Source organism: Pseudomonas sp. FG36, from assembly GCF_057809275.1.
The window spans coordinates 18,292-35,985 of sequence record NZ_JBMDJQ010000034.1 but is presented as its reverse complement, the minus strand read 5'-3'; the positions used below and the strand labels follow the sequence as shown (position 1 = coordinate 35,985).

20 protein-coding genes are annotated in these 17,694 nt (G+C 63.5%); all 20 read left to right on the top strand.

Annotated features, from left to right (window positions below; all coding sequences use genetic code 11):
* Positions 1-5: 5 nt before the first annotated feature.
* Positions 6-731, top strand: coding sequence for a hypothetical protein (locus tag ACODS9_RS21535; RefSeq protein ID WP_489094719.1), 726 nt, complete (start codon positions 6-8; stop codon positions 729-731).
* An 8-nt stretch (positions 732-739) separates the two neighbouring features.
* The gene (locus ACODS9_RS21530; RefSeq protein WP_401104356.1) at positions 740-1,192 is read left to right on the top strand and encodes a hypothetical protein; all 453 of its coding nucleotides are present in this window, start codon (positions 740-742) and stop codon (positions 1,190-1,192) included.
* 138 nt (positions 1,193-1,330) lie between these two features.
* Positions 1,331-1,657 (top strand): GPW/gp25 family protein, encoded by a 327-nt coding sequence (locus ACODS9_RS21525; protein WP_476258542.1) that lies wholly within the window; start codon positions 1,331-1,333, stop codon positions 1,655-1,657.
* On the top strand, positions 1,654-2,535 hold the full coding sequence (locus tag ACODS9_RS21520; protein ID WP_489094718.1) for a baseplate assembly protein: 882 nt from the start codon (positions 1,654-1,656) through the stop codon (positions 2,533-2,535). Before ACODS9_RS21525 ends, ACODS9_RS21520 begins: the two co-directional genes overlap by 4 nt.
* Before the next feature lies 1 nt (position 2,536).
* Positions 2,537-3,148, top strand: coding sequence for a phage tail protein I (locus tag ACODS9_RS21515; protein WP_489094717.1), 612 nt, complete (start codon positions 2,537-2,539; stop codon positions 3,146-3,148).
* Complete coding sequence (locus ACODS9_RS21510; protein WP_489094716.1) at positions 3,141-6,167, top strand: phage tail-collar fiber domain-containing protein; 3,027 nt, start codon at positions 3,141-3,143, stop codon at positions 6,165-6,167. Before ACODS9_RS21515 ends, ACODS9_RS21510 begins: the two co-directional genes overlap by 8 nt.
* Positions 6,164-6,544: a phage tail assembly chaperone gene (locus ACODS9_RS21505; RefSeq protein ID WP_489094715.1), complete on the top strand. Its 381-nt coding sequence runs from the start codon at positions 6,164-6,166 to the stop codon at positions 6,542-6,544. Before ACODS9_RS21510 ends, ACODS9_RS21505 begins: the two co-directional genes overlap by 4 nt.
* The gene (locus tag ACODS9_RS21500; protein ID WP_489094714.1) at positions 6,541-7,425 is read left to right on the top strand and encodes a phage tail protein; all 885 of its coding nucleotides are present in this window, start codon (positions 6,541-6,543) and stop codon (positions 7,423-7,425) included. Before ACODS9_RS21505 ends, ACODS9_RS21500 begins: the two co-directional genes overlap by 4 nt.
* Before the next feature lie 102 nt (positions 7,426-7,527).
* The gene (locus ACODS9_RS21495; RefSeq protein ID WP_046856794.1) at positions 7,528-8,694 is read left to right on the top strand and encodes a phage tail sheath subtilisin-like domain-containing protein; all 1,167 of its coding nucleotides are present in this window, start codon (positions 7,528-7,530) and stop codon (positions 8,692-8,694) included.
* A gap of 13 nt (positions 8,695-8,707) precedes the next feature.
* On the top strand, positions 8,708-9,217 hold the full coding sequence (locus tag ACODS9_RS21490; RefSeq protein WP_023628885.1) for a phage major tail tube protein: 510 nt from the start codon (positions 8,708-8,710) through the stop codon (positions 9,215-9,217).
* 12 nt (positions 9,218-9,229) lie between these two features.
* Positions 9,230-9,532 carry a phage tail assembly protein gene (locus ACODS9_RS21485; protein WP_046856793.1) on the top strand — a complete coding sequence of 101 codons (303 nt, stop codon included), beginning with the start codon at positions 9,230-9,232 and terminating at the stop codon, positions 9,530-9,532.
* A gap of 329 nt (positions 9,533-9,861) precedes the next feature.
* On the top strand, positions 9,862-11,763 hold the full coding sequence (locus ACODS9_RS21480) for a hypothetical protein (RefSeq protein WP_489094713.1): 1,902 nt from the start codon (positions 9,862-9,864) through the stop codon (positions 11,761-11,763).
* Positions 11,764-11,775: 12 nt separating this feature from the next.
* Positions 11,776-12,621 carry a phage tail protein gene (locus ACODS9_RS21475; protein ID WP_367856883.1) on the top strand — a complete coding sequence of 282 codons (846 nt, stop codon included), beginning with the start codon at positions 11,776-11,778 and terminating at the stop codon, positions 12,619-12,621.
* Positions 12,596-12,802, top strand: coding sequence for a tail protein X (locus tag ACODS9_RS21470; RefSeq protein ID WP_476258550.1), 207 nt, complete (start codon positions 12,596-12,598; stop codon positions 12,800-12,802). Before ACODS9_RS21475 ends, ACODS9_RS21470 begins: the two co-directional genes overlap by 26 nt.
* A gap of 16 nt (positions 12,803-12,818) precedes the next feature.
* Positions 12,819-13,853 carry a phage late control D family protein gene (locus ACODS9_RS21465; protein WP_489094712.1) on the top strand — a complete coding sequence of 345 codons (1,035 nt, stop codon included), beginning with the start codon at positions 12,819-12,821 and terminating at the stop codon, positions 13,851-13,853.
* Between the two features lie 217 nt (positions 13,854-14,070).
* The gene (locus ACODS9_RS21460) at positions 14,071-14,622 is read left to right on the top strand and encodes a glycoside hydrolase family 19 protein (RefSeq protein ID WP_489094711.1); all 552 of its coding nucleotides are present in this window, start codon (positions 14,071-14,073) and stop codon (positions 14,620-14,622) included.
* Positions 14,623-14,654: 32 nt separating this feature from the next.
* On the top strand, positions 14,655-15,116 hold the full coding sequence (locus ACODS9_RS21455; RefSeq protein ID WP_401105000.1) for a lysis system i-spanin subunit Rz: 462 nt from the start codon (positions 14,655-14,657) through the stop codon (positions 15,114-15,116).
* 86 nt (positions 15,117-15,202) lie between these two features.
* A complete protein-coding gene (locus tag ACODS9_RS21450; RefSeq protein ID WP_489094710.1) occupies positions 15,203-16,471 on the top strand; it encodes a colicin-like pore-forming protein in 1,269 nt (422 codons plus the stop codon).
* 61 nt (positions 16,472-16,532) lie between these two features.
* Entirely contained in the window at positions 16,533-17,105 is a 573-nt protein-coding gene (locus tag ACODS9_RS21445) for a hypothetical protein (protein ID WP_110697824.1), read from the top strand.
* A gap of 30 nt (positions 17,106-17,135) precedes the next feature.
* On the top strand, positions 17,136-17,618 hold the full coding sequence (locus tag ACODS9_RS21440) for a CinA family protein (RefSeq protein WP_489094709.1): 483 nt from the start codon (positions 17,136-17,138) through the stop codon (positions 17,616-17,618).
* Positions 17,619-17,694 lie beyond the last annotated feature (76 nt).

Here is a 17,694-nt window from a genome sequence, read left to right as displayed (position 1 = left end):
GGCATATGAGCCTTGAAACGGAAATTGCCAACCTGACGTCGAAGACCACGGCGTTGATCGATTACTTCAACAGCAAAAAGACCGGCATCGAGGCGGCACTCAGTGCTGCGGTTGCCGCGGCTCCTGCCCTTGCCCGGAACTTCTTCGTCGACTGCGTGGCCGGGGATGATGCGGCGGTCGGCACAGAGGCCGCGCCGTTCAAGTCACTGGCTCGGGCCCTGGCAGCAACCCCGGCAGGGGGAATCTGCGATGTCACGTTGCTGCGTGACTATGTACACACCCACCAGATCGCCCTTGTCAGCCGACAACTGAGGATACGCGGGAATGACAAGAAACTGATTCTCGAAGACTTCATCAAGCCGGACGATGGCCTGCGCTACATGGCTGGATTTCAGCAAATAGGCAACTCGACGCTGGAACTGACGGACTTGACCGTGGTGTTGCCCGAAGGCAAAACCACGCCCAATACCCATGCGGGGTACTCGGCGCTCATCTATGCCGGAGGCTATGCGATTCCCGTGGCCCTGACTTTGCGTCTCTACAAGGTCAAGTTCGAGCTCCGCGGCGCGTTGCTGGATAAATTGGTCGGCGCAGGGTCGACCCTGGTGGTGCTGTCCGGGGCGGGAACGACGTTCCCGGCGGAAATGGCGGGGACGATTGTATTTGGCGTGGCCAAAGGTACCGATCCGCGCACGGTCCCCTATGTATTCACCAACTTCGCTTCCTTGTGAGAACCGCCATGCAATTGGAAAACCTTAATATTTCCCATGCCGGCGAACACTACGTCGGTTTCGCCTTCGTCGAGTTGCCACTTGATGCCGCACGACAGGCAGCTGTTGTGCAAATCGATGCGGCGGCCAATCAGGCGCGGGTGGCCGTGGTGGGAGACCCCTTGCGAGCATTCGAATACCAACTGGCGGAGATCGAAGCTCGGCGTTTCACCGAACAGTCCTATCAAGGCGAGGCCCCTCGGGCGGTCCGTGCCTGGGCCAGGGCCTCGGGCATTTCTGATCAGCAGGCCGCCCAGGCCATCCTGGAAAAGGCCAGTGCCTGGATTACTGCACTGCACGTTATCCGCGAGACACGGCTACTGGCCAAGCAGGCCGTGTTCAAGGCTGACAGTCATGTAGAGGTTCAGAGCATTGCAGACAAGGCCTTGGTTTCCTTCCCGAGCATGCCGCTCGACATTTGATCGCTTGATGACATCCATGCGCGCCAGATTTTCCGAGGCGTATCTCCCAGGCCCGCTCAAGCGGGCTTTTTCATGCCGGGTGATTACCATGTGCTATGTGAACAGGCAGCCTGGAGCCTCAATTCCAGGCGGTACCCCATGATCGGCATGGACCGCCGCACCGGCCAGCCCCTGTCGGGCGTAGCCCACCTGCGTCAATCCATCGAAGACATCCTCACCACACCATTGGGCAGCCGTCGCATGCGCCCTGACTACGGCAGCCAGCTGCGCCGCTACGTCGACCTGCCGGTCAACGAAGGCTGGAAGAGTGCGGTGCAGGCCGAGGTGGCCAGGGCCCTGGGGCGTTGGGAACCGCGGCTGAAGCTGGAGCGGGTCAAGGTCGTCGCCGTACTTGATGGCCAGGTCAGTCTGGCCTTGAGCGGTCGTTACCTGGGGGATGACGCCCTGGTGGAGGTGACTGTATGAGCCAGGTCGACCTGTCGAAACTGCCTGCCCCGCAATTGCTTGAGGACCTCGATTTCGAGGCGTTGTATCAGGAAGACCTGGCCAGCTTCCGTGCTCAGCTGGGCGACGGCTGGACCGCCAACCTTGAAAGCGACCCGGTGACCAAGCTGCTCGAGGTCGGTGCCTACCGCAAGCTGCTCAACCGGGCACGGATCAATGACGCGGCCAAGGCCTTGTTGCTGGCCTACGCCCAGGGCAAGGACCTCGACCAACTGGCGGCCAACGTCAGCCTGCAGCGCCTGGTGATCCAGGCCGCGGACCCGGGCACGATTCCACCGACCGAGGCGGTGCTCGAATCCGACGACGCCCTGCGCGAACGGGTGCAGCTGGTCTACGAAGGCCTGACCACCGCCGGCCCGCGCAACAGCTACATCCTCCACGCCCGCAACGCTTCGGGGCGGGTCGCCGACGCGACCGCCGAAAGCCCGTCGCCGGCCGTTGTGGACGTCACCGTGCTGAGCCTGGACAACGATGGCGTGGCCAGCCCCGAGCTGCTGGCCCAGGTCAACGCCTACCTCAACGACGACGACATCCGCCCGGTCGCCGACCGGGTCAATGTGCGCAGCGCCGAGGTGTTGCCGTACCGCGTCGAGGCGGTGCTGCATATGGCCGACAACGGCCCGGAGTTCGAGGCGATCCTCACCGAGTGTCGACGCCGTCTCCAGGCGTGGGTCAACCCGCGCCGACGCCTGGGCGTCGAGGTCGCCCGTTCGGGGATCGACGCGCAACTGCATATCGACGGCGTGAGCCGCGTCGAGCTGGTCGGTTGGAGCGATATCCGCCCGAGCAAGGCCCAGGCCGCCTGGTGCACGGACATCGAACTGCGGCGGGGTGGCTGACATGCAGAGTCTTCTGCCGCTCAACCGCACGCCACTGGAGCGGGCCATCGAGGTGGCCACCGATGAAGACCTCAAGGCCGCCTTGCGCACACTCTACAACCCCGACACCTGCCCGGCGCACCTGCTCTACCAACTGGCCTGGGCCTGGTCGGTGGACCGCTGGGACGACAGCTGGAGCGAGGCGATCAAGCGCTCGGTGATCCGCTCGGCGTTCTTCGTCCACGCCCACAAGGGCACCCTCGGCGCCTTGCGGCGGGTGGTCGAACCGTTCGGCTACCTGATCGAGGTGCAGGAATGGTGGCAAACCCAGCCGGCCGGGGTGCCGGGGACCTTTGCACTGAAGGTCGGGGTGGCGGACAGCGGTATCGATGAACAGACCTACCAAGAGCTGACCCGACTGATCGAGGACGCCAAGCCAGTCAGCCGGCACCTGGTCGGGCTCGACATCAGCCTCGAAAGCCACATCCCCGCCTATCAGGCCGTCGCGCTCTACGACGGTGAACTGCTGGAGGTACTTCCCTGGCAGGCATCGGACATCGACGTACACCTGGGCGCTTACAACCTGGTGAACGACCACACCTCGGACATACTGGACATCTACCTCAATGGCTAACTCAACCACCCAATTCGGTGGGTTCCTGACCAACGTGGGCATCGCCCAGCAGGCCAACACCGCCGTGCTGGGCCTGCCCTGGAACATCACCCACATGTTGATCGGTGATGCAGGCGGCGAGCCTTCGCAGACCCCCGACCCAACGCCTAAACCAACCCAGACCGCGCTGGTGCGCCAGGTCTATCGGGCACAACTCAATGCCCTGTATCAATCGCCCGCCGACCCTGGCGTGCTGGTGGCCGAACTGGTTCTGCCACCGGAAACCGGCGGCTGGTGGATCCGCGAGCTGGCGCTGGAGGATGCCAACGGCAACTTCATTGCCGTGGCCAAACCGGCGCCCAGCTACAAGCCGCTGCTGGCGCAAGGCTCCGGGCGTACCCAGACCATCCGCATGCACGTGGTGTTCGGCAACCTCGCCAATGTCACGCTGAAGGTCGATCCGAGCATCGTCCTGGCGACACGCGACTATGTGGACAAGGCCCGCGAAGCGGCCGAGCTCTACGCCCGCAACCAGCTCAAGGCGCACGTGGAGGCCGCCGACCCGCACCCGCAGTACCTGCGCCGCGCCGATGCGGCCAAGGACGTCGGGCCGTTGGCCTGGCTGGGTGTCGCCACCGGCACCGCCGATGCCCTGACGCTGAAGCTCAAGAGCGGCGAATCGGCCCTGGCGGCCTACGCTGCTGGCCAGCGCTTCCAGTTCCAGGCCAGCGCTACCAATACCGGCGCCGTGACGGCACGCATCAATGGTCTGGCCGCCGTGGCGGTGAAGAAGTCCGGCAATAGCGGCCTGATCGACCTGGTGGGCGGCGATATCCGCGCTGGCGCCCTGTACGACCTGAACTACGACGGCACCTACTTCCAGCTCGGTGGTGGCGTTGGTGCCAACAAAGCGTTCGAGCGTTACTCGTTCGAAGCGTCGGTCGGCCAGACCGTCTTCACCCTGGCCCATACCATCGGCAGCACCATCGTGCTGCGCAATGGCCGCGAGATCACCGACTACCTGTCCGACGGCCAGAAGATCACGTTCAAGGCCCCATGCAGCTTGGGTGAGGCCGTGGAGATCCTGGCCTTCAGCTCGTTCCAGGCCGCGAACAGCTACACCAAGGCCGAGACTCAGGCGTTGTTGAATACAGCGTCGGCGTTACCGGTGGGCACCATGCTGCCGTTCCCACGAGGCACCGTGCCGGCGGGCTTCCTCGAAGTAGATGGTAGTACCCAGAGCGCGGCGGTGTATCCGGACCTGGCGGCTTACCTGGGTGGGGCTTTCAACAAGGGCAATGAGGCAGCAGGATTCTTCCGCCTGCCGGATACCCGTGGTGAATTTTTGCGAGGTTGGGATCACGGACGGGGTGTCGATGTTGGACGCTCTGTTGGGACTTTTCAAGGACATCAAATGGAGGCGCATTCGCACGTGACTCCAGTAAATGATCCCGGAACGAAAGTGCCATGTATCCAAAACGCTCGGGGCCTGGGTAGCGGAGGAGGGGAGTGGCCTTACGGATCTGCTGCCATTGGTGTTCCAGGAACAAACAGTGTGGCGAGCGATGTGATTTATGCTGCTACGGGTGAAGATGGCTGGTTGAAAACTGGACCAGCTATCTCATTGGGTATCGGTGAAACGCGCAGCCGCAATATGGCTGTTATGTGGTGCATCAAGGCCTGGAGCGCGCCGGTAAATCAGGGGCAGATCGATGTCGCGGCCCTCGTTGCCGAACTGACGGCATTGCGCTCTTCGACACCAGTCGGTGCGATCCTGCCCTTCCCAAAGGCCGAGGTACCAGCCGGTTACCTTGAGCTCGATGGCAGCCTTCAAAGCATGGCGACCTACCCGGACCTGGCGGCCTACCTAGGCACCACGTACAACAAAGGCGCAGAGCCAGCAGGTTTTTTCCGCCTACCAGACTACCGCGGTGAATTTCTGCGGGGCTGGGATCATGGTCGGGGCGTGGACACCGGCCGAGCAGTAGGCTCTATCCAGGCCGACGCCTTGCAAAACATCACAGGCAAAATGGGTGATTTCACTCGCTCACCTGCGAATACGGCGGCATTCGGTGAAGGCGCTTTTAACGCCAACCTGACCGGTACCGGTGGGAGCGCAGACGGCGCAGGCGTCAACTACTTCCAGATGACACTTGATGCTTCGCGCGTGGCTCGAACCGCCAACGAAACCCGACCGCGCAACTTGGCAGTGATGTGGTGCATAAAGGCCTGGAGCACCCCGGTTAACCAGGGCCATGCCGACGTTGCCGCGCTGATTGCCGAAGCGAAGGCGCTGATGAAGGCATCGGCGACCGTGGGCGAGGCGCGCGGTGTGCGCATGGAGATCGCTTCGGCATCTGCCACGGCAACCGTTCAGGCAGATGAACTGGTGGTTAAGAATACCCTGGGTGGCGCCGGCTGGTCGGTTGCGAACGTCTCTGTGCCGTTGAACCTGGGCACGGTAGGTGCCGGCGGCATGAATACCGGCACTGCGCCTGCCAATGGCTATGTGGCCCTTTATGTGCTCTACAACCCCCAGGCCAGAACGAGCGCCGCGATAGCGGTGAACGCCAGCAAGGATGTGGCAGCCGAGGTCTTTGCCGGGCCATGGCCCTCTGGCGGTTTCAGCGCCTCGGCACTGGTGGCGGTAGTGCCAACCGATGGTGCCGGGAGAATGCTCCCCGTGGTGGTGCGGGGGCGTTTGGCCGCGCCACCGCCCACACAACCTTACCTGGGCGCTGCAGCCGTCAACATGGCTCCGGTCTCGTTGGCGGGCTCCGTGCCACCCAATGCAGTATCGGCCGAGGGGCTGTTCTCGGTCAGAAGTTCTCAGGCGGGCGCGATCTCCATCGAGTTGTACGCAACACCCAATGGCATAGGCATCAAACGCAACACCGCGACTCTTCCGGCGAACGGCGCCAGTTCCATCATGTTCGAAGGCTTGCCGCTTGTTACGCGCCAGCTCATGTACATGACCACTGTCAACCAGACACAGGGTACGCCGGAGTACAGCGTCTATATCACGGGGTATCGCATATGAAGTACTTGAGTATCTTAGAGGGGGACGTGGCAAGTGTCTTTGCCTGCCCTCAATCACCTGAGTTCTGGCCGGGCATCGTGGAAGTGGAAGACGATGACCCACGTTACCTTGCGTTTCTAAACCAACGGCTACCTGCAGGGCAGAACGATGACCGCGTGTGGCGTGACGCCAAGCTGGCCGATATGGCCTGGCTGCGGGACCGACACCGCGATCAGGCGGAAATGGGCATCGATACCACGCTCGATGCGCAGCAGTACAGCGCACTGATGGTGTATATCCAGGCCCTGCGTGACTGGCCTCAGGCCAGTGAATTTCCTCAGATCGAACATCGCCCCGTGGCACCTGAATTTCTTGTGCAGCCAGGGAGGTCGGCATGAGCCGCAGTGATGTGCTTGCAGCCATCGAAAGTGGAATGCTTTCGGTGCTGGGTATCAACAACACGGTCATTCGTGCGAACAAAGTATTGACCGCGGAAGAAGCAGGTTTCCTGCTGGCCGACGCTTCAGTGGGCCAGACCATGATCACCCTGCCCAAGGCGAGCCAGATCATGGACGTGCGTATCCAGCGCGTCGACAACAGCGCCAACGCCTTGCTCGTGTATGCCGCCACTGGCGAGAAAATCAAGTTCCATACCCACCTTCGCCCTGAAGGCTATCCCTTCTGCATGGTGCTGGGCGGCGGTGATTTCTGGCACTTGCGCAGTGATGGCGTGGGCAACTGGCTATTGCTGGACCGCATGGACAACACCCCCTTGGGGCGTGTCGTTTTCGAGACCTCGACAGCACTGAATCCGGGAGGCTGGGGCATCCCTAACGCAAGGCTGCTGGCGCGTGGTGACTGGCCATGGCTTTGGGATCACGCACAGCAGTCGGGCATGCTGGTGAACGACACGCAACGCGTCGGCATGGAGGGCGGTTGGACACGCGGAGACGGGGTAACCACGTTCCGCATTCCTGAGCTGCGTGGTGAGTTCCTGCGATCTCTGGATGAAGGCCGTGGTGCGGACCCCGCGCGAGTCGCAGGTTCATACCAGCTTGCTTCGCTGGTGCATGGGGAAATCGTCGACGCAGTGTCGTCCTTTCGGCGCATGCAAAACATGAAGCCTAAGTATTTCGATGGTCCTGACACCAATGAAGTCGTGGCGGTTTCGACCACTTCCGCATCCGCAACCACACAAACGCTAGCCGCCAACAGTGTCTATTTCGGTGCTGTGAGGCCTCGCAACATCGCGTGTCCGAGCCGTATCAAGCTCATCTGAAGCGCCACCACCACTTGCTTCCCACATCAACCCTTTCAGGCCCTGCAAGCGCGGGGCTTTTTTACATCTGAACCTTTACATCAAAACCTGGAGCACACCTACATGAGTGGATTCTTCCACGGCGTAACCGTAACCAACGTCGACACCGGCGCCCGCAGCATCGCGCTGCCGTCGTCCTCGATCATCGGCTTGGTCGACACCTTCACCGAAGGCCCGGGCGTCACCGCCAAGGCCAATGACCTGGTGCTGATCACCAGCGAGCGCGAAGCGGTCGCGGCGTTTGGCCAGGACGCGGCGATCACCAAGGCTTGCCGCGCCATCTACAGCCGCGCCAAGGCGGTTATCGTCGCCTGCGGCGTGGCCAAGCTCGAAGACGCCGCCGAGCAGACCTCGGCGATCATCGGCAACGTGCTGGCCGACGGCAAGCGCACCGGCCTGCAAGCGCTGCTCGACGGCAAGAGCCGTTTCAACGCCCAGCCGCGCCTGCTGGTCACCCCCAAGCACAGCGCCACCCAGGCTGTCGGTACCGCCCTGGTAGCCCTGGCCGACAAGCTGCGCGCCATTGCCATCATCGACGGCCCCAACACCACCGACGAAGCGGCCATCGCCTACGCCAAGAACTTCGGCGCCAAGCGCGCCTTCCTGGTCGATCCGGGTGTGCGCTACTGGGACAACGCCGCAGAGGCCACCGTTGACGCGCCGGGTTCGGCCTGGGTCGCCGGCCTGTTCGCCTACACCGACCGCGAGTACGGCTTCTGGGCGTCGCCGTCGAACAAGGAGTTCGTCGGCATCACCGGCACCACCCGCGCCGTGGAGTTCCTCGATGGCGACGACACCTGCCGCGCCAACCTGCTGAACAACGCCAACATCGCCACCATCATCCGCGACGACGGCTTCCGCCTGTGGGGCAACCGCACCCTGTCGAGCGACCCGAAATGGGCCTTCGTCACCCGCGTGCGCACCATGGACATCGTCATGGACGCGATCCTCTACGGCCACAAGTGGGCTGTCGACCGCTCCATCACCGCCACCTACGTCAAGGACGTCACTGAGGGCCTGCAGGCCTTCATGCGCGACCTGAAGAACCAAGGCGCGATCATCAACTTCGAGGTCTTCGCCGACCCGGAACTGAACACCGCCAGCCAGCTGGAGCAGGGCAAGGTGTACTGGAACATCCGCTTCACCGATGTACCGCCTGCCGAAAACCCCAACTTCCGCGTCGAAGTCACCAACCAGTGGCTGACCGAAGTCCTCGATTCCGCCGCTTAAGGAGCGCACCCACATGGCAATGATTCCCGAAACACTGGCCAACCTGAACCTGTTCGTCGATGGCGTCAGTTTCCAGGGCGATGTACCCAGCCTGACCCTGCCCAAGCTCACCCTGAAGATGGAAGAGCACCGCCCCGGTGGCATGGACATGCCGGTCGAGATGGACCAGGGCATGGAGAAGCAGGAAGCGGCCTTCACCACCACCGGCGTGCGCCGCGAGTCGCTGAAGTTCTTTGGCCTGGCCGACGGCACCGCCTTCAACGGCACCTTCCGCGGTGCCTTCAAGGGCCTCAAGGGCAAGATCAACCCGGTCATCGTCACTCTGCGCGGTTCGCTGAAAGAGATCGACATGGGCGACTGGAAGTCCGGCGACAAGGCCGAGATCAAGCACAGCGTCGCCGTCACCTACTACAAGCTCGAAGTCGATGGCCGCCTGGTCTACGAAATCGACGCCCTGGGCATGAAGCGGGTAATCGACGGTGTCGACCAACTGGCCGCCCAGCGCGCCGCCCTGGGTCTTTAAGGAGAACGCTCTATGGCTCAAGCGAAGAAACTGCCGCAATGGCTGACCGTCAATGCCGAGCGCGTGACCGTGCGCCTGTCGCGCCCCAGCGAAGCCAACGGCGTGCAGGTCGACAGCCTGTCGCTGCGTGCACCGACCGTGCGTGATATCCGCAACGCCCAAGCTGGCGGCGCAGTTGACGACGAGCAGCGCGAACTGAACCTGTTCGCCTCGCTCGCCGAAGTCGGCGTCAAGGACCTCGAAGGCCTTGCCCTGAAGGACTACAGCCGCCTGCAGACCGGCTATTTTCGCCTGGTGCAGGACGACGAGGTTTGACCCTGCCCGGCAGAAGGCCGCCGCCAGGCGGCTGGCCAAGGAGCTGAACTTTTCCGCCAGCGAAATCATGACCATGTCGTACAGCGACATGGTCTGGTGGCTGGCGGAGTGAAAGGGAGACACGGATGGCGAACAGATCAACGACAGCGCCAGGCGCTGTCGGTGCCACCGTCCCGGCGCTTGGGGGGACGGTGGGGGAGGAGCGAACCCGCACGGTACCCATGGGGGCGCTGGGGGTAACCCAGCGACCACCTGATGTCGGTGGTGGTGTCGACCTGCCTCATCAAGGGACGGAGGTAGTAGAGAGCAAGGACGATCAAACCGAGTCCTTGAAAGTACAGCAACAGCAGGTTGGGCTGCTGCAGCAAAACAAGGCGCTTCTGGAGCGTGCCCTGAACAACCGCACACCGCCACCTGCGCCGGGGCTCCTGCCGCAGGTCGGTCAGACGGCGCGCGATGCAGCGACGTCGTTGCTGGTCGGCGGCATTGGTTACCTGGCGCTCAAGGGAATCGCCCAGGCACCTGCGACGATCGGCAGGACGTTGAGCCCAAAGGCAGGTTCGACTGGCAGCGAGGGCCATCCTGACGGAGCCCAAGTCAGTACAACTGACCGAGCGGGCACTGTGTATCTGCCGCCGTTGGTCATAGGTGGTAGCACTTCTGCTCCAGGCATCGACGACTACCTGCTGGGTGCGGATGCGATGCCAGCTCCCATTCCACGACCCAGCGAACCCGGGCATTGGGCGCAGGCGCTGATGGTTGGCAAGTCTGCTGCAGTCATGGCCGGGGCGGACGCCGCGATGAAGTCCATCTTCACGGCAACCACGGCCTCCACGCCCGAACAGATGGGCGAGGGTGTGGGCGGTGCGGCTGGGGGCTTCATGGGGGCCGTTTCTGGCGCCATGTTGGGTGGAAAACTCAAGGTGGGCGCCCCGGCGGCCTCCCTGGCGCTGTCCTTTATCGGTGACAAGGTCGGCGGTACGCTGGGCAAGGAGCTGATGGCCGCTCCCGATGGTGCATCACAAAGTACACCGGCAACCAATACCCGTCCCGGGCAGTCGACGCCGCCAGCGGGCGGTACCTCGCCATCACCGGCGACCACGTTGTCGGGCACCTTGGCCAGTGCTGCGAGCATCGGCGCGGTAGCTGCCGCCTACACGAACCGTGAACGGCTGCTTGGCCTGGGCCGTGCCAAGGGCGTGGCGGTACTGGATGACATATATCCACTGGGGGCGGATGCCGGGCCGTCGCCTACCGGCATCAACGCTCCTTCCGGACGCTGGGCCACGCTGAAGAATGGCTTCAAGGCAGCCGGCAAGATGCCGTGGGTGGAGGCCGGGGTAAAGGGTGCTTACACCTATGCCACCGCCAAGACGCCCGAGGAAAAAGGCGCGGGCTATGGCGGTGCGATTGGCGGAGCGGTAGGCACGGCGCTGGGAGGGGCGCTACTAGGCAGCATTGTCACGCCGCCGTTCGGGATGCTGATTGGCAATATGGTTGGCGACAAGGTTGGTGGTGTGATCGGCGGTTGGGTTGGCAAGACGTTCCCCAGTGCCGCTGATGAGCCCCGTGGGAAACCTCGCTCGGCGATCACTTTGCGAGATCCGCGCCAGGTCACACTTCCCTCAGGGCGTGAAGTCTTCGACGAGCAAGTCGGCACACGGATGGCTAGACAGTTACTGTCGGCAACGCCGCCAACGCTACCCAAGCCTGGATCGCCAGCCGATGCACATCCTGCGGGAGGTGTCGTGATACCGATGGCGTTTGGACCGGGTAAGCAGGCTGCCACACCGGTAGGCAAGTATTTCGCCGAGCGTGCTGCCGAGTTTCGGCCAGTTGCGCAGGCAAACCGGCCAATTGGGATGCTGGTATTGCCTAAGCCTCATGAGGCATCGGCGCTTGGGGCGGGTGCACCGGTAACTGCTAAGGCAGACAAGTACCTGCCAGAGCGCGTGACCGAATCGGGGCTTACTGCGCCGGTAAGCGTGCCACCCGCGCCGATGGCGCTGCCGGACGCCGGTCCACGCCCGACGCAAGGTCTAGGCGCGACTACGCAACCCATTACCCAGCAGTTCACCTTTACCGCAAACATGCCCATTACCGTGCAGGGCAGCGTGGATGCGCCCAACCAGCTCACCGTGCAACTTGAGGAAACGGTCCGGCGTGTCATGCAGGACCTGCAGCGGCAGGCCTACAACGCCCAACTGGCCGACCACCCCAATTCATTCTGAAAAGGAGGATCCATGACCTATCTGGAGCAGCTGCAAGCCACGCTGCACGCCCTGGTCAAGGCGGGAGAGGCAGGGCGTCGGCGTGCCGACGCCATGCTCGATCCGATGAACGACGCGATCGGCCATATACAGGGCGCCGTGGGTGAACTGGAAGGTTTGCCGGTGGTTGGTCCGGTCATCGGTGCCAAGCTCCAGCGCACGATGCGTGCAATCAGCAATGCCCAGGCCCGGGTCGCCAAGGTGGTGGCCAAGTACGACCAGGCGGTGGCGGTGGTACGTCAGGTGCGTGATCGCATCGACGGCTTCGCCGCCCATGCCGCCAAGGCCGGGGCAGCGATCCGCCGTGTGGTGGGGGAGGTGCGTTCGACCGTGAACGGCGTGCTGTCGACGCTGGGCTTCGCGCCCGAGGCGACGCCTGCCGCCGAAGCGGTCAAGCCATTCCCCCACCTGCTGGTGATGCAACCACTCAAGGCCGGTTCAGCGCCGTACTACTTCAACCTCGACACCGCCGCCTTCGACCAGTTGCGCCGGCAGACCCGGTTCCGCTGGGCCGGCCAGGAGCGGCTAAGCCGCGACACCGCGCAGCAGGCGGTGAGCCTGGGTGAAGAAACCATCAGCATTCGCGGGGCGATCTTCCCCGGTTTCAAGGGTGGCCTCGGCCAGTTGCAGACGCTGCGCAGCATTGGCCGCCAGTTGCTGCCGCTGTCGTTGACCACTGGCTACGGCGAGGTGCTCGGCACCTGGTGCCTGACAAGCATCGAGGAAGAGCAAAGTGTCCTGCTGGCCGGCGGCATTCCGCGCAAACAAGGGTTTTCACTGGAGTTCGTGAGCTATGGCCAAGACTTGCACAACGTCTGAGGGCGACCTGCTTGACACCCTCTGCCAGCACTATTACGGCCATCTTACCGGCACGGTCGAGGCCGTGCTGGATGCCAACCAAGGGCTGGCGGACGAGGCGCAGCCGTTTCGCGCCGGGGTGAGGATCCTGTTGCCGGAACTGCCGATGACGGCGAGCGAAACCTTGCAACTGTGGGACTGAAATCGGAGCCTCAATCGTGCAACCCCAATTCCGTATCACCGCCGACGGCAACGACATCACCAACCTGATCAACGACCGCCTGCTGCTGCTGCGCACCACCGATAAACCTGGCCTCGAGTCGGACGAATTCGAACTGCGCATCGATGCCCGTGACGGCAACGTGGCGCTGCCGGCCAGGGGCGCGTTGCTGGAGGTGCACCTGGGCTACGCCGGCCAGCCTTTGAGCCGCCTGGGCCGCTACACCGTCGATGAGGTCGAGCTGTCGGGCCCGCCAGACACCCTGGTGATCCGTGGCAAGGCCAGCGACCTGCGTGGCAGCGGCAAGACCATCCGCAGCGGCAGCTGGGAGAACACGACGCTGCAGCGCATTGTCGCCGAGATCGGCGCCCGCAACGGTTGGCAGGCGGTGTGCCCGGTGGCCGTGCAGGTGCCGCGGGTCGATCAGTACAGCGAGTCGGACTTCAACTTTGTCACCCGCCTGGCGCGCCAGCACGATTGCACCGCCAAGCTCGCCAATGGGCAACTGCTGGTGCTGCCGCGCCAGGGCGGACATAGCGCCAGCGGCAAGCCTCTGGACGTGGTGGGCATTACACGCAACCAGGTCAGCCAGTGGCAGTTCCGCCTGGCCGACAAGAGCACCCACAAGGCCGTCAGGACCCGCCACCAGGACAGCGCCAGCGGGCGCCTGCAGGCGGTGGAACTGGTCAATGGCGATGCCCCGGACGGCCTGCAGCCGGTCTACACCGACCGTCACCTGTACCCCAACCGTGCGTCGGCGGAACAGGCCGCCCGTGCCCGCCTGGCCAGCTTCAATCGCGACACCGCGAGCGTACGCCTCGACATGCCTGGGCGTACCGATCTGTTCGCCGAGCGTGCCATTGATGTCCAGGGCTTCCTCGCCGGGCTCGATGGCCTTTACCTGATCGAGTCGGTTGAGCAGGTGTTCACCAGCAGTGGCTGGCGTACCACCGCGCAATGCAATGGCGGGCGCCAGGGCAAGGCCAAAGCCAAGGGTTCCGCGCCTCGGCGGACGGGTTCGCTCAAGGCCTGAGGCAGGGTGGTGAGGGTTTCCCGATGCCTGCCGGCTGCGGCGCTCCCTATAGTCGCTATCAGCCGGCCGCATCACCCTGTTTCCGAGCTCCAGATCAGGTGCGGCGGTCGCCACACCTTGGATTCTGTGAAAGCCAAGCGCTTCGAGCCATCGCCCATGAGCGAGCCACAGGCGGCACCGGCCGCCTTTCGATCAGACCGCAATGGAGAATGCACCGATGCCGCTCACTGAACAGCAACTCAAGCAGATCTACCCGCTCGCCGGCCAACGCGTCGCCGCGTTTTTGCCGGCGCTGAACACGGCCATGGCCAACTGGGAGATCGACCACCCCAAGCGCGTTGCCGCGTTTCTGGCCCAGGTCGGCCATGAGTCGGGTCAATTGCGCTATGTGAAGGAACTGGGCAACGACAAGTACCTGGCCCGCTACGACACCGGCACCCTGGCCCTGCGCCTGGGCAACACGCCCGAAGCCGACGGCGACGGCCAACGCTATTGCGGTCGTGGCCTGATCCAGGTGACCGGGCGCAACAACTACCAGGCCTGCAGCCGAGCGTTGTTCGGTGACGAGCGCCTGCTGGCGCAACCGCAGATGCTCGAGCAGCCGCGCTGGGCCTGCGAATCGGCGGCCTGGTTCTGGCACTCGCGTGGGCTCAACGTCCTGGCCGACCAGGGCGAGTTCAACCGCATCACCCGGCATATCAACGGCGGCCTGAACGGCTTGTCCGAACGCCTCGAACTGTGGGCGCGGGCGCGGGAGGTGCTGTGCTGAGCCGTCTGCAACTGGCGGTGTGCATTGGGCTGATGCTGTTGTCCGCTGCCGTGGCCTGGCAGGCGCAGGGCTGGCGCCTTGGTCGCCAGCTGGCCGAGCAGGAACAAGTGCTGGTGCAGCAGCGCCTGGACCAGGCCGAGGCGCTGCACGGCATGCTGCTGGCCGAGCGCGAGCAGCGCCAGGGCCTCGAACAACGCCTGCACGACAGCGAAACCAAACATTTCCAGGAGTTGACCGATGCCCAGCACACTCAGGCTCGCCTGCGTGACCGCCTTGCTACTGCCGATCTGCGCCTGTCGGTCTTGGTCGAGCGCGACACCACCTGTGCCCCAGTGCCTGCCGCCACCGGCGCCGCCGGCGTGGATCATGGCCCCGTACGCGCCCGACTTGACCCGGCGCATGCTCGGCGAATTATCGCCATCACCGACGACGGCGACCGTGGACTGATCGCCTTGCGGGCCTGTCAGGCCTATGTGCGCGCACTGTCGCACTGATCTGTATTTCTTATCTTTTTTCATGGCCGGCCCCACCTTGCGTGGGGCCGGCCATTTTGTGACCCAGCCAATTCAAGGAGTAGAGAATGGGCGAAAAGAACATCATCGTGGACCGTGGCATTCCCCCTTCAGGCGCCGGCGGCGGTGGCGGAGGTGGGCGTGGCGGCAGTTCGGGTGGAGACATCAGTATTCCGCTTGACGTCAATGGCGAGCCATCCCGGCATGCATTCAACGTTGCCGAGTTGATGAACGGCGCAGTGCTGGAGGCGGTACTGGAAGGGCAAGGTTGGCCGAGCCCGGACGCCTACTATGATTTGGGCGTCGATATGTGGGGCATGCTGCCTTACCAGATCCTCGAAATGCGCAATGAGCTGAGTGACAGCTACCTCAGGAAGGAGCAGAACCTGCCCGCTAGCCTGAATGCCGAACTCGCCGCCGCAGAAGCCGCTGCTGGCAGCAACGCGGCGTTGTCGGACTCGAAGAAGGCTGAGCGTTCCATCGGGATCGTCAAGTCGATGATGGCCACACGGGACCAGCAGATTGCCTTCAACCGCGGGCGATTGGCCACGGAGCAAGGCGGTCGTTTCGATGACCGCAGCGTCAGGGCGTTGATCGACGAATTGCGCAAGCTGGACGATTACGACGTGCCAGCGGCGCTGGATGTCGAGCTTTCTCTCTTTACGGCAGCGCTGGCGTTGTATGTCGACCTCAAGGCGCAGGAGCAGTTGAGCGCGAAACTCGATGCCCTGGAAAAGGCCCGGCGTGACGCCGCGGAAAAGGAGGCCTACAAGGATGCCGCCACCTACGCCAGCGACATCGGCAAGGAAATCGCCAGCCGTTACGGTGAGCGCGTATCGCAAGCCGCCCGGGAGCTTCAGAAGGATATCTCGGGCAAACAGGTGCGCAGCTACCAGGATGCCCTGAAGACATTCGAGAAAATGTCGAGCAACCCTGGCTGGAAGCTCAATGGCAAGGATGCGGCTGCTGTCGCGCAAGCGTTGCGCGCACTGGACAAGGCGACCTTGGGCGATAACATGACGCGCCTGGGCAAGGCTTTCGGCGTTACCGGCGGGGCCATCCAGGCCCAAGGGCTTGTGGAGGCGGCCGCCACAGGGTTCCAGACGGGAGAGTGGAAGCCCTTCCTGCTGGAGATGGAGAGCGCGGTGGCCGGCAAGATCGCAGGCAGTGCGGCCGGGGCCATGCTCGGCATCACACTCGGTTTGCTGGGGGTGACGCTGACGGGTGGCGTGGCGCTGGTCGTCGGGGGTGTGCTGGTTGGCCTGGCCAGTTCCTACTTCGACCCGGAGAAAGTTGATCAGATCAACAACTGGGTAATGGACGCCGTAGGCGCCTGACGCTGTTCACCAAGGAGCGCGTTGCGCTCCTTGGCTTAATGCATGCAATGAACAGGATGTCATGAAAACCACTGAAAAAGCGGGTCTGCTCAAACTTTGCCAATGGCTACTCATCCTGGTGAGCGTGCTGCCAATCTTCGCGATTGCCCTGTGGTTGCCAACCCAGGCCCAAGGCCAATTGCCGATCACGCTCGAGCAGTTCCTGGTACAGCACCTGCTGGGACGTGTCGGTCCCTGGTCATCAAACTTCCCTCTAGAATCCATGGCCATCGCCAATTACATCGCGGTTGCCGCCCCCCTGTTTGCCGCCGGGCTTGTCGTGATCCTGCGCCAGCCCGGCTCCGGCTTGCCTGCTCGCTTGCCCGTACTGCCATGGCATCGCTACCTGTTGCTGTACCTCGGCTGGGCAGCGCTTATCAGCTTCATGGTGCATTACAACTACTTCACCTCTGTGGATTTTGCCCATCACCGCGGCAAGTTTCGCGGTTTCGGCTTCAACCCGGTGCTGTTTGCATGCTTTGCCGCGAGCATGCTGATGGCGTTGGAGTATCTGCTGCTCCTGAGCTACCTGCTGTTCATTCATTACCCGGTCGGCTGGCTGCTGCGATGTGTGGGCAGGTCACCGGGGTGTTAGGGTAGGGCCCATTCTTCACAGGAGCCCATCATGGACCCGATCACTGTTCTCTCCACCCGCCTGGGCGAACATCTGCGGCGCTTCAATGCCCAGGTGACCACCGCCGAGTCCTGCACCGGCGGCGGCATCGCCGAGGCCATCACCCGCATACCCGGCAGTTCGGCCTGGTTCGAGGCCGGCTACGTCACATACTCGAATGCCCAGAAAACCCGCCAGCTAGGTGTACCCGAGGTGTTGTTCGCCGAGGTGGGCGCGGTCAGCCAGGAGGTGGTCGAGGCCATGGTACGCGGCGCCCAGGCTGCCAGTGGCGCGCGCTTTGCGGTCGCGGTCAGCGGCGTGGCCGGCCCCGACGGCGGCTCAGCGGCCAAGCCGGTGGGCACGGTGTGGCTGGCCTGGGCCGACGGCGACCACGTGAGCAGCGAGCGCCGCCACTTCGACGGTGACCGCGAAGCGGTGCGCCGACAGACGGTGATCGCCGCGTTAGACGGCTTGTTACAGCTTGGCGCGGAGTAATTCGCCCGACGGGGGTTTGCGGAAACGAATCGCTGTGGAATAATACTGGCTACTTATACAGTTATTCCGGCCGTCA